This is a genomic window from Streptomyces sp. V4I8 (assembly GCF_041261225.1).
Lineage (GTDB): Bacteria > Actinomycetota > Actinomycetes > Streptomycetales > Streptomycetaceae > Streptomyces.
Genome location: NZ_JBGCCN010000001.1, coordinates 2,477,514 through 2,489,415 on the forward strand (window position 1 = coordinate 2,477,514; position 11,902 = coordinate 2,489,415).

Consider the following 11,902-nt stretch of genomic DNA (forward strand, 5'->3'; position numbering starts at 1 on the left):
GGTAACGGCACAACCCCGGTCAGGCAAAGGACTCGCGACGGCCCAGGAAGGCCAGCAGCCGGACATCGGCACGCGCGCGTGGCGGCACCGCGACCGGTGCGGCGAACCGCACCCCCCGGTCCTCCTCCGCGACCACACAGCGGGCGACGTTCAGCAGCTCGGCGGCGAGCGCGCCAGGGATGGGCCTCGGCCGGCCGCAGGCCTGGGCGACGTCCCACCCGTGCACGGCGATCTCGACGGCGCCCACGGCTCCCATCACCCGCACGTCCAGCGGCCGCTCACCGACCAGGACGCGGTCCCCGGCGGGCCCGGCGGCCCAGGCGCCGAGCACGGCGCACGCGCGCGTACGGAAGCCGCAGACGCGGTCGGCACGCGGGAACAGCCCGATGCGGCCGCCGGTCAAACCCTCGTACAAGGCGTCCAGCGAGTCGTCGAGGTGCCCGAGCAGCTCCCCCAGATCCCACTCCCCGCACGGCGTCCCGCGCCGCAGACTCCCGGCCTCCACACCGGCGACGCCGCCGAGCGCGTAGGCGAGCGAACGCTCCAGCAGCTCGCCGGAGTTCATGACAGGCCCCACAAGGCCCTCAGCGGCCCCTCAGGCGCCGTACGGGACGCCTCCCGGGTCTTCGGTCGCCCGCGCTCCTCGCGATCCGCCGTGGTCGTCCTCATGGCCGCTCCCTCCGTCACGGATACAGACCGGCGCAGGGGCGAAAACACATCGGCCGGTCCCGGGACGGCACCCGGAACCGGCCTGCACGCACGCGTACGGGACGGGACTACAGATCGACTTCCTGCATCAGCATGCCGACCTCGGTGTTCGACAGCCGCCGCAGCCAGCCCGACTTCTGGTCGCCGAGGGTGATCGGCCCGAAGGAGGTGCGCACCAGCTTCTCGACGGGGAAGCCCGCCTCCGCCAGCATGCGGCGCACGATGTGCTTGCGGCCCTCGTGCAGGGTGACCTCGACCAGGTAGTTCTTGCCGGTCTGCTCGACGACCCGGAAGTGGTCCGCGCGCGCGTAGCCGTCCTCCAGCTGGATGCCGTCCTTGAGCTTCTTGCCCAGGTCGCGCGGGATCGGGCCGACGATGGCCGCGAGGTAGGTCTTCTTGACGCCGTACTTGGGGTGGGTCAGACGGTGGGCCAGCTCGCCGTGGTTGGTGAGCAGGATGACGCCCTCGGTCTCCGTGTCGAGCCGGCCGACGTGGAAGAGGCGGGTCTCGCGGTTGGTGACGTAGTCGCCGAGGCACTGGCGGCCCTCGGGGTCCTCCATCGTGGAGACGACACCGGCGGGCTTGTTGAGCGAGAAGAACTGGTACGACTGCGTCGCCACGGTCAGGCCGTCGACCTTGACCTCGTCCTTCTCCGGGTCGACCCGCTTGCCCTGCTCCAGCACGATCTCGCCGTTGACCTCGACCCGCGCCTGCTCGATGAGCTCCTCACAGGCACGCCGGGAGCCGTAACCGGCCCGCGCGAGCACCTTCTGGAGGCGCTCGCCCTCCTGCTCGGCGCCGGGGAAGGTCTTGGGCAGCTTGACGTCCTTCTTGCCCGCGTAGCGCTCGCGGTTGCGCTCCTCGGCGCGCGCGTCGTACTCGCGGGAGGTCGCCGGAGCCGAACGGCCCCGGCCGGTCCCGCGCTGCTGGCCCTGCTTGGGCCCGCCCTTGGCGCCGCCGCGCGCGGAAGCGCCCCGCCCCGACTTCGGGCCGTCCTGGGTGGCGCCGGGGCCTACGTCGTAGCGCCGCTCCTCCGGGCGCGGCTTCTTCGGCCGGCCGCCCTGCTTGTCGTCGCGGTTGTTGCCGGCGCCACGGTGGTTACCGCGGCCACCGCTGCTCCCGCCGCGGCCGCCGCTGTTGCCACCACGGCTCCCGCCGTTGTTTCCGCTGCTGTTCCTGCCGCTGCTGCTTCGCATCAAAGTTCCGTCTTGTCGTCTGCGTCCTCGGAATCCGGAGCGTCCGGATCGAACGACGGGACTCCTTCCAGCGTCTCGGCCTCGATCGCCTCCGCCTCCGGGAGGAAGGGCGCGAGCTCCGGGAGCTCGTCCAGGCCGCGCAGGCCCATTCGCTCCAGGAAGTAGTTCGTCGTCCTGTACAGGATCGCACCTGTTTCGGGTTCCGTGCCCGCCTCCTCGACCAGCCCGCGCTGCAGGAGGGTGCGCATGACCCCGTCGCAGTTCACTCCGCGCACGGCCGAGACCCGGCTGCGGCTGACGGGCTGGCGGTACGCGACGACCGCGAGCGTCTCCAGTGCGGCCTGGGTGAGCCGGGCGGTCTGCCCGTCCAGCACCAGCCGCTCGACGGCGGCGGCGTACTCGGGGCGGGTGTAGAAACGCCAGCCGCCCGCGACGAACCGCAGCTCGAAGCCGCGCCCCTGCCTCACATAGTCGTCGGCCAGCTCCCGCAGGGCGTCCGCGATCTGCCGCCGCGGCCGCTCCAGGAGCTTCGCGAGGCGCTCCTCGGTCGCGGGCTCGTCCACGACCATGAGCATCGCCTCCAGGGCGGGCTTGAGGTCGAGGTCGGCGACGCCACGCAGCCCGACCGGAAGCTCGGTGGTCTCCTCACTCACGGCTTCTTCTCCTCCTTGGGCGGCTCGGGCGGCCGGTCGAACTCGTCGGTCACGGTGGGCGCCTCGTCCCCGTCGCCGCCGGTCCAGCGCACGACGAGCTCCCCCAGCGCGGTCTCCTGGTCGAGGGCCACGGCCTTCTCCCGGTACAGCTCCAGCAGAGCCAGGAACCGCGCTACGACGGTGAGGGTGTCGTCGGTGTCCTCGATCAGCGCCCGGAAGCTGGCCTCGCCGAGTTCCTTGAGCCGCGCGACGACGATCCCGGCCTGCTCCTGCACGCTCACGAGCGGGGCGTGAATGTGATCGACGTAGACCTGCGGCTTGGGCTTGGGCTGCATCGCCTTGACCGCGAGCCTGGCGAATCCTTCCGCCCCGATGCTGATGACGACCTCGGGCAACAGCTCGGCATGGTGCGGTTCGAGGCCGACGGTCCGCGGATAACGCCGGGCCTCGTCGTCGAGCCGCCGGCTGAAGATGTCGGCGATCTGCTTGTACGCCCGGTACTGCAGCAGCCGCGCGAACAGCAGGTCCCTCGCCTCCAGCAACGCGAGGTCGGCCTCGTCCTCCACCTCGGCGGCGGGCAGCAGCCGGGCCGCCTTCAGATCGAGCAGGGTGGCCGCGACCACGAGGAACTCGGTCGTCTCGTCGAGATCCCAGTCCGACCCCATCGCCCGGATGTGCGCCATGAACTCGTCGGTCACCTTGGACAGCGCGACTTCGGTGACATCGAGCTTGTGCTTGGAGATCAGCTGGAGGAGGAGGTCGAAGGGGCCTTCGAAGTTGGAGAGGCGGACCTTGAAGACACCGTCGTCGGATTCCTCGGACGGGGCGGGCTGGGGCTCGGCAGCTGAAGCCGCGGGCGCCGGATCAGGCTCGCCGGCCTGAGGTTCCGGTTCCGGCTCAACGACTTCGGGTTCCGGTACGAGGGCCTCGGGCTCCGGCTCCGGGACGACCGCTTCCGGCTCGGGAACGGCAATCCGGGGCTCCGGCTCCACAGGCTCCGGAACCGCCACCGGAACCGGCTCGCCCGGCGGAGCCACGGGCGCCGCCCCCGGCCCCCGCCCCAGCACACGCCGACGACCGGCTGATGCGCCGGAGGCCGAGGCGGGAACGTCGTTCGAGGTCATGGCCCCCGCAGGCTACCGCTACCGCCCGCGCAGCCGTCGTACGAGGATGCTCGCGTCCCCGCGGGACTCCAGATCGGCCAGCACCACGGCCACCGCCTCCCGGACGATCCGCCCGCGGTCGACGGCCAGCCCGTGCTCACCCCGGAGCACCAGACGCGCGTGCTCCAGATCCATGAGCTCCTCGGCGGAGACGTACACGGTGATCTTCTCGTCGTGCCGTTCGCGCCCACTGGGCCGACGCGAGGCACCCCGCCCCCGCTTGCGCGACGCACCGGCAGAGGCAGAGGCACTTGCGGCACCAGCACCGGCACCGGCAGAACCGCCGGAGGCACCCGCGGCAGAACCTTCCTGCGCCCCCTGACGCCGCCCGGAGCGCTCCGCGGTCGCGGCACGGCTGCGCGACTCACCCGCGTCGACCGACTCCGCGTCGGCCGCCACGTGCTCCGCGCCGTCACCGTCACCGCCCTGCACGGGCACCGACTGCGGCGCGTCCTCCACGGCGGCGGGATCGCTCTCCCCCGCGGGAGCCGGCACCCGGGCCTCGCCGTTGGCCGGGCGCCGGGGAGCGGACGGCTGGAGCGCCATACCCCCTGTCGTACGGAACAGTTCGTCGGCCCCCGGCAGACTCACTCGGCGTGACACCGGGCGAGCACCTCCCTGGCGAGCTGGCGATAGGCGGCGGCACCGACGGAGTTGGAGGCGTACGTGGTGATCGGCTCACCGGCGACCGTGGTCTCCGGGAAGCGGACCGTGCGCCCGATGACCGTGTGGTAGACGTGGTCGTCGAAGGCCTCGACGACACGCGCGAGCACCTCACGGCTGTGCACGGTGCGCGAGTCGTACATCGTGGCGAGGATCCCGTCGAGCTCCAGCTCCGGGTTGAGCCGTTCCTGGACCTTCTCGATGGTCTCGGTCAGCAGCGCCACGCCTCGGAGGGCGAAGAACTCGCACTCCAGGGGCACGATCACCTTGTGGGCGGCCGTCAGCGCGTTGACCGTGAGCAGACCCAGCGAGGGCTGACAGTCGATCACGATGAAGTCGTAGTCGGGCAGCAGCGGCTTCAGGGCGCGCTGGAGCGTCGACTCGCGCGCGACCTCGCTCACCAGCTGGACCTCGGCGGCGGACAGGTCGATGTTGCTCGGGAGCAGGTCCATGTTGGGGACCGCCGTCTTCAGGAGCACCTCGTCGGCCGACATGCCCCGCTCCATGAGCAGGTTGTAGACGGTGAGGTCGAGCTCCATCGGATTGACGCCGAGTCCGACCGAGAGCGCGCCCTGGGGGTCGAAGTCGACGAGCAGGACCCGGCGTCCGTATTCCGCGAGTGCCGCACCCAGGTTGATGGTCGACGTCGTCTTGCCGACGCCGCCCTTCTGGTTGCACATCGCGATGATCTTCGCGGGGCCGTGGTCGGTCAGCGGACCCGGGATCGGGAAGTACGGCAGCGGACGCCCGGTCGGGCCGATGCGCTCGCGGCGCTGGCGGGCAGCGTCGGGCGCGAGGGTGGCCGCGTACTCGGGGTCGGGCTCGTACTCCGCGTCGGGGTCGTAGAAGTGCCCGTCGGGCAGTTCGTCGTAGTCGGCGAATTGGTTGTGGGGCGCGCCACTTCCGTCGCCGGCCATGGCGTTCACGTGATGGCCATCCATGCTCTGGTGTGCTGTCTGAGTCAACCCTGAGATCTGGTGACTCTGGTGGGCTGCGAAGGTGCGCACCGCAACGGAGCCGACAGCCTCGAATCCCGCGGGACCCTGGCCCCGTACCGGCATTCCTGGTTGACCACCCCCGGGAGAAAATGTCGACTCATTCACAAGTCGTCTTACCTCCTTGGTGACCAGGAAACTTCTAGACAGGTCAGCGTGGCACCATGCCGACAGTCGGCGACTCTATGGCGTGTCGGGCGGTCCGCAGCAACACAATCCGCCGGACCGGGCAGATGTGTCGACAATGAAACATCCCGCTGTCAAGGGCGTACGGCCGTCGCACAGCAGGTTTCACGGGTGTGCGAATCGGGCGAAGGGTTGCGTTCGAGGCGAGTTGACCGAGAGTCGCAAAGTGACCATACACACATCCGGCCGGACCTTTTCGGGCAAGGTCCGGCCGGATGCGTGCGGTTGACGACTCGTGTTGACGTATCGCCTTTACCAGAAAGTGACTTAGCCGATCGGCTCAGCCGAGCAGCGTTTCGAGCTCCACGTGCTCCAGTCCGTGCGCCTCCGCGACCTCCCGGTAAACGACCTTGCCGTCATGCGTGTTGAGGCCCTTGGCCAGCGCGGCGTCGCGGCGCAGGGCCTCCACCCAGCCCTTGTTGGCGAGTTCGAGGATGTACGGCAGCGTGGCGTTGGTCAGCGCGTAGGTGGAGGTGTTGGGCACCGCGCCGGGCATGTTGGCCACGCAGTAGAAGACCGAGTTGTGGACCGGGAAGGTCGGCTCGGCGTGCGTCGTGGGACGCGAGTCCTCGAAGCAGCCGCCCTGGTCGATCGCGATGTCGACAAGGACACTTCCCGGCTTCATCCGGGAGACCAGCTCGTTGGTGACCAGCTTCGGGGCCTTGGCGCCCGGGATGAGCACGGCGCCGATGACGAGGTCGGCCTCGAGGCAGGCCTTCTCCAGCTCCAGGGCGTTGGAGACGACGGTCTGGATCTTCGTGCCGAAGATCTTGTCCGCCTCCTTGAGCTTGTTGATGTCCTTGTCGAGCAGGGTCACGTGGAAGCCCATGCCGATGGCGATCTGCGCGGCGTTCCAGCCGGAGACGCCGCCGCCGATGACGACGGCCCGGCCGGCCAGCACGCCCGGGACACCGCCCGGCAGCACACCGCGGCCGCCGTTGGCGCGCATCAGGTGGTAGGCGCCGACCTGCGGGGCGAGGCGGCCGGCCACCTCGGACATCGGGGCGAGCAGGGGCAGGGCGCGGGAGGGCAGCTCGACCGTCTCGTAGGCGATCGCCGTGGTGCCGGACTCGACGAGGGCGTCCGTGCACTCCTTGGAGGCGGCCAGGTGCAGGTAGGTGAAGAGCGTCTGGTCCTTGCGGAGGCGGTGGTACTCCTCGGCGATGGGCTCCTTGACCTTCAGCAGCAGGTCGGCCGTGGCCCAGACCTCGTCGGCGGTCGGCAGGATCTGCGCGCCGGCGGCGACGTACTCGCTGTCCGGGATCGACGAGCCGACACCGGCGCCCTGCTCGATGACGACCTGGTGGCCGTGGCGCACCAGCTCCAGCACGCCGGCGGGGGTGATGGCCACCCGGAACTCGTTGTTCTTGACCTCGCGGGGGATGCCGACCTTCACGTCGATCACGGTCCTTGGCTCAGAGGGTGTGGGGGCATTACATGACATACCCAGGCATGCAGGGCACACCGGGAGACACCGCAGGAGAAGGTGCGGCAGAGCCAGTCTAATGAAGGCGTTCTCTCTGTCTAGCCTTTCATTGCATCAATCTTCGGCGGATGTACTACGGATTTCGCAGGCGTTAGCGTCATGTTCCGGCTCGAAAGCCTCTTGCTCGGGCCCAGACTCGGCCGCATCGGGCTCCGCATCGGACTCCTGAGGCTCCTCCCCCAGCATCCGCTTGGCCGCGCTCCGGTGCAGCTGCGCGGCCGATGAATCGCCGAGGTGGTCCAGGGTGTCGGCGAGCCGCAGATGCAGGGCCCCCTGCAGACGTACGTCCTCGGCCCGCCGCGCGCACTCCACCGCCTCCTGGCAGGTGCGCAGCGACTCCTCGGGCCGGCCGGCGTACTCCTGGACCCGCGCCAGCTCGCTCAGCGCCCGGGCATGACCCGCCACATCGCCGTTCTTGCGGTGCCCGGCGATGGCGGCCCGCCAGCTGCGCAGCGCTTCGCCGTACCGGCCCGCATAGGTGTGCGCCTCGCCGATGCGGCCGTACAGCCGGGCGGCGTCGGGGCGCTCGTCCCGGGCCAGCCGCTGGGCGAGGGCACGGCCGAACCAGTCGGCGGCCCGGTCGTAGTCCCCGAGCTCCAGGTGGGCACCGCCTACGGATTCCATCGCGCGACCCGTCGCATACGGGTCGTTCGCCTCCCGTCCGGCGTCCAGCGCGGCCCGAAAACGCCCCAGCGCCTCCCGGGTACGGCCCGTCCGGGCGTCGAGGTCGCCGAGGTTCAGCAGGGCGGCGGCCTTCTCGCGGGGCAGGTTCCGGCGCTCGGCCACATCGAGGACCAGGCCGTGGATGTCGTACAGGTCACCGGCGGCCGCCTGGGTGCCGAGGTGCGCGACCATGGCCCTGACCAGCTGGGACATCAGGCGCCGCGCGAGGGTGTCCAGCTCCCCGTCGGCGACCGCGGCACGGGCCGAGGCCAGCAGGGCGGGCCTGCGGATGCTCAGCCAGTCGGCGGCCGCCCGCGGGTTGGGGAAGCGCAGGGCCTGGGGCATGCCGAGGAGCTTCTGCCGGATCTCGGGGCTGTCGGTCTCGGTGATCGCCCGGCAGGACTGCAGCAGCCGTACGGTCCGCTCCAGCACCCGGGCGCGGGCGAGCTGCAGTTCGGCGGCGCGGTCCTGGGTCTCGGTGAGGGCCTTCAGGAACCGGTGCAGACACGCCGGGACCTCGTACTGCGGCAGCGGTGAGTCCAGCGGGCGCAGCAGACCGATGGCGACGATGTCGTCCAGGGTGGCGCGGGCCCCGTCCACCGAGCAGCCGGCGAGCGCGGAGGCCGTGTGCGGGTCTACGAGACCGCCCGGGGCGAGCGTGAGCAACCTCAGTATCCGGGCGGCGGGCGTAGGCAGGGCACCGTAGACGAGGCGGAAGACCCGGCCGAGCGGGGTGCCCTCCTCGCCCTCGGCACGCAGCTGCTTGGCGAGGTCGGAGACGGCCACCTTGGGGCGGGCGGCGAGCCAGCCCCCGGCCAGCGTCAGCGCGGCCGGATGGCCCTGGCACTCCTCGACGAGGGTCTCGGCGGCCCGCGGATCGACCGTGATGCGGACCGACCCGGCGTGCCGGGACAGCAGTTCCACCGCCGACTTGGTGTCGAGGCCGCCGAGCGTGCAGGGCCGCACGTCCGAGATCCCGGTCAGGGGGCCGTGGGAGACGGCGACGGCCAGGCACTCCGGGGTGTCCGGCAGCAGGGCGTCGACCTGCTCGGCCTCGGCCGCGTCGTCGAGCAGGAGCAGGACCCGGCGGTCGGCCAGGGCCTCGCGGAGCGCCGCCGTCAGGTCGTCGTCGGCGGCGCCGGCCGGAGTCGGCCGGTCCAGGGCGGTCAGCAGTTCGCGGGCGGTGCGCCCGACGGGGACGGGGGTGCCGTCGGGCTCGCTCAGGCGGGCGCGCAGCACACCGTCCGCGTAACGGTCCGCCACCTGCCCTACGAGCTCCTCGGCGAGTGCCGTGCGGCCCGAGCCGGGGCGGCCCGCGATGAGCAGCACGCGCGCGCGTGGCGCCTTGCGGCCGGAGAGGGTGTCCAGGCCCGCGCGCTCGATGTCGGCGCGGAGCTCCTTCAATTCGCGTGTACGGCCCAGGAATTGGTTCCCGGCGGAAGACCGGGCGAACACCTGCACGCCGCCTGTGTCCACGACCTGATCCGTCACGGGGCCACACTCCCGTCCCACCACGCGCGCAAGCCCGCCGGGACTCCGGTTCGGGCGTATTCAGAGCCTAGTTCACGCTCTGCTACGTTCCGGGCGGAGCGTGGCGGGCACGGCGGGGACGTCCCCCGATCGGATCAGCCGATCTTCACACCGACGGCCGGCCGAGGGCGGCACGGGAAGCGGAGCCCGTGCTCGCTCAGGACTCGAAGGGCCGCGCCGGCCAGGGCGCCTCCGCCGGGCGCAGCGCGTCGAGCCCGTCGCCGCCCCGTGCGGCGACCAGCGACAGGACGCCCACGACGAGGCAGTTGTTGTGCAGCTCGCCCGCGAGGACGCCCCGGACCAGTTCGTCGACCGGCACGCGCGCGTGCTCCATGTCTGCCTCCTCGTCCTCCACCGCGAAGCGGTCGCCGTCCGCCTCGGACAGGCCACGGGCGAGGAAGATCCGCACGGCCTCGTCGCAGCCGCCGGGGGTGGTGTAGACGTCCGTCAGCACCCGCCAGTCCTCGGCCTTGACGTGGGCCTCCTCGTACAGCTCGCGCTGCGCGGCGTGCAGCGGGTTCTCGCCCGGGATGTCGAGCAGCCCGGCCGGGATCTCCCACAGCTTCTCGCGCACCGGGTGGCGGTACTGCTTGATGAGCAGGACCCGGTCCTCGGCGTCGAGGGCGAGGACGGCCACGGAGCCCGGGTGGACCTGGTAGTCGCGTCGCACCACCGAGCCGTCGGGCATGACCACGTCGTCCGTGCGGACGGAGGTCTTGTTGCCCACGAAGGGGGTGTCCGTCGCCCGGATCTCCCACTCCTCGGGGGTGTCCTTGATCGTCATGCCCTGCCCTTCCACATACGCAAAGGAAAACCGGGGTGCCCACCTTTGAAGGTTTGCACCCCGGCCACCGTACAACTGTCGTGCTACTTCGAATTCTTGCCGACGCCCCCGGCCAGCTGGCGCTCGACGGCTGCCTTCACCAGCCCGGCGAAGAGCGGGTGCGGGCGGGTCGGGCGCGAGCGCAGCTCGGGGTGGGCCTGCGTGGCCACCAGGTAGGGGTGGACGTCGCGCGGGTACTCCACGTACTCGACGAGCTTGCCGTCCGGCGAGGTGCCGGAGAACAGGATGCCCGCCTTCTTCTCCAGCTCCGCGCGGTAGGCGTTGTTCACCTCGTAGCGGTGGCGGTGCCGCTCCTCGACGTACTCCTTGCCGTCGTACACCTCGCGCACGATCGAGCCCTCGGCCAGCTTGGCCGGGTACATGCCGAGGCGCATCGTGCCGCCCATGTCACCCTCACCGGCGACGATGTCGAGCTGCTCGGCCATGGTGGAGATCACCGGGTGACCGGTGGCCGGGTCGAACTCGGTGGAGTTGGCGTCGCCGATGTCGGCGAGGTTGCGGGCCGCCTCGATCACGATGCACTGCAGGCCCAGGCACAGGCCGAGCAGCGGGATCCGGTTCTCGCGGGCGTACTTGATCGCGCCGACCTTGCCGAGGACACCGCGGTCGCCGAAGCCGCCCGGGATGCAGATGCCGTCGACGTCGGCGAGCTGCTGCTTGGCGCCGGCCGGGGTCTTGCAGTCGTCGGAGGTGACCCACTTGATCTTCACGCGGGCCTTGTTGGCGAAGCCGCCCGCGCGCAGCGCCTCGGTGACCGAGAGGTAGGCGTCGGGCAGGTCGATGTACTTGCCGACCAGCGCGAGGGTGATCTCGTGGTCGGGGTTGTGGACGCGGTCGAGCAGGTCGTCCCAGGTCGTCCAGTCCACGTCGCGGAACGGAAGGTCCAGCTTGCGGACGACATAGGCGTCCAGGCCCTCGCCGTGCACGGTCTTCGGGATGTCGTAGATCGAGCGGGCGTCGGGGCAGGCGACAACAGCGGCCTCGTCGACGTCGCACATCAGGCTGATCTTCCGCTTGATCGCGGTCGGCACCTCACGGTCGCAGCGCAGCACGATCGCATCTGGCTGGATACCGATGTTGCGCAGCGCCGCAACCGAGTGCTGGGTCGGCTTCGTCTTCAGCTCTCCCGAGGGGCCGATGTACGGCAGGAGCGAGATGTGGACGACGAAGACGTTGTCACGGCCGACCTCGTGACGGACCTGGCGGACGGTCTCCAGGAACGGCAGCGACTCGATGTCACCGACCGTGCCGCCGACCTCCGTGATCACGACGTCGACCTCGTCGGTCGCCATGCGGCGGATGCGGTGCTTGATCTCGTTGGTGATGTGCGGGATGACCTGCACGGTGTCGCCCAGGTACTCGCCGCGCCGCTCCTTGGCGATCACGGTGTTGTACACCTGGCCGGTGGTGACGTTCGCCGAGCCGTCCAGGTCACGGTCGAGGAAACGCTCGTAGTGGCCGATGTCCAGGTCGGTCTCGGCGCCGTCGTTGGTGACGAACACCTCGCCGTGCTGGAAGGGGTTCATCGTGCCAGGGTCGACATTGAGGTACGGGTCCAGCTTCTGCATGACGACGCGCAGGCCCCGCGCCTTGAGCAGCATGCCGAGGCTGGAGGCCGTCAGGCCCTTGCCGAGCGAGGAGGCGACACCCCCGGTGACGAAGATGTGCTTGGTCGTCGTGGATTTTGGCATGGCCAAGAGGGGGCTCCCGTGGTCGCGATCTTGAAGTGCGGTTCGGGGGTCTTCACGCCCACCGGTCCACGGGCTACCAGGGTATCAGCGAGTAGGACCGATGGCTTCCGGCCACGCTCCGCAC

10 protein-coding genes are annotated in these 11,902 nt (G+C 70.7%); all 10 read right to left on the reverse strand.

Translation table 11 applies throughout. From position 1 onward, the window contains the following. Positions 1 to 19: 19 nt before the first annotated feature. The 10 genes from ABIE67_RS11235 to ABIE67_RS11280 all read right to left on the reverse strand — a co-directional run bounded on the left by ABIE67_RS11235 (position 20) and on the right by ABIE67_RS11280 (position 11,778). Positions 20 to 565, reverse strand: coding sequence for a TIGR03086 family metal-binding protein (locus ABIE67_RS11235; protein WP_370256291.1), 546 nt, complete (start codon positions 563 to 565; stop codon positions 20 to 22). 211 nt (positions 566 to 776) lie between these two features. Continuing rightward, positions 777 to 1,904 carry a pseudouridine synthase gene (locus ABIE67_RS11240; protein WP_370256293.1) on the reverse strand — a complete coding sequence of 376 codons (1,128 nt, stop codon included), beginning with the start codon at positions 1,902 to 1,904 and terminating at the stop codon, positions 777 to 779. Beyond that, a complete protein-coding gene (scpB, locus tag ABIE67_RS11245) occupies positions 1,904 to 2,557 on the reverse strand; it encodes an SMC-Scp complex subunit ScpB (protein WP_370256295.1) in 654 nt (217 codons plus the stop codon). Before scpB ends, ABIE67_RS11240 begins: the two co-directional genes overlap by 1 nt. Further along, on the reverse strand, positions 2,554 to 3,681 hold the full coding sequence (locus ABIE67_RS11250; protein WP_370256296.1) for a ScpA family protein: 1,128 nt from the start codon (positions 3,679 to 3,681) through the stop codon (positions 2,554 to 2,556). Before ABIE67_RS11250 ends, scpB begins: the two co-directional genes overlap by 4 nt. A gap of 18 nt (positions 3,682 to 3,699) precedes the next feature. Continuing rightward, positions 3,700 to 4,323 carry a hypothetical protein gene (locus ABIE67_RS11255; protein ID WP_370256297.1) on the reverse strand — a complete coding sequence of 208 codons (624 nt, stop codon included), beginning with the start codon at positions 4,321 to 4,323 and terminating at the stop codon, positions 3,700 to 3,702. Further along, positions 4,308 to 5,444, reverse strand: coding sequence for a ParA family protein (locus ABIE67_RS11260; RefSeq protein ID WP_078916304.1), 1,137 nt, complete (start codon positions 5,442 to 5,444; stop codon positions 4,308 to 4,310). The genes ABIE67_RS11255 and ABIE67_RS11260 overlap by 16 nt, the downstream gene beginning before the upstream one ends. A 400-nt stretch (positions 5,445 to 5,844) precedes the next feature. Then, positions 5,845 to 6,969 carry an alanine dehydrogenase gene (ald, locus tag ABIE67_RS11265; RefSeq protein WP_370256299.1) on the reverse strand — a complete coding sequence of 375 codons (1,125 nt, stop codon included), beginning with the start codon at positions 6,967 to 6,969 and terminating at the stop codon, positions 5,845 to 5,847. 135 nt (positions 6,970 to 7,104) lie between these two features. Beyond that, positions 7,105 to 9,204 carry a tetratricopeptide repeat protein gene (locus ABIE67_RS11270; RefSeq protein ID WP_370256301.1) on the reverse strand — a complete coding sequence of 700 codons (2,100 nt, stop codon included), beginning with the start codon at positions 9,202 to 9,204 and terminating at the stop codon, positions 7,105 to 7,107. A 196-nt stretch (positions 9,205 to 9,400) separates the two neighbouring features. Then, a complete protein-coding gene (locus tag ABIE67_RS11275; protein ID WP_370256302.1) occupies positions 9,401 to 10,027 on the reverse strand; it encodes an NUDIX domain-containing protein in 627 nt (208 codons plus the stop codon). 83 nt (positions 10,028 to 10,110) lie between these two features. Next, positions 10,111 to 11,778: a CTP synthase gene (locus tag ABIE67_RS11280; RefSeq protein ID WP_370256303.1), complete on the reverse strand. Its 1,668-nt coding sequence runs from the start codon at positions 11,776 to 11,778 to the stop codon at positions 10,111 to 10,113. Positions 11,779 to 11,902 lie beyond the last annotated feature (124 nt).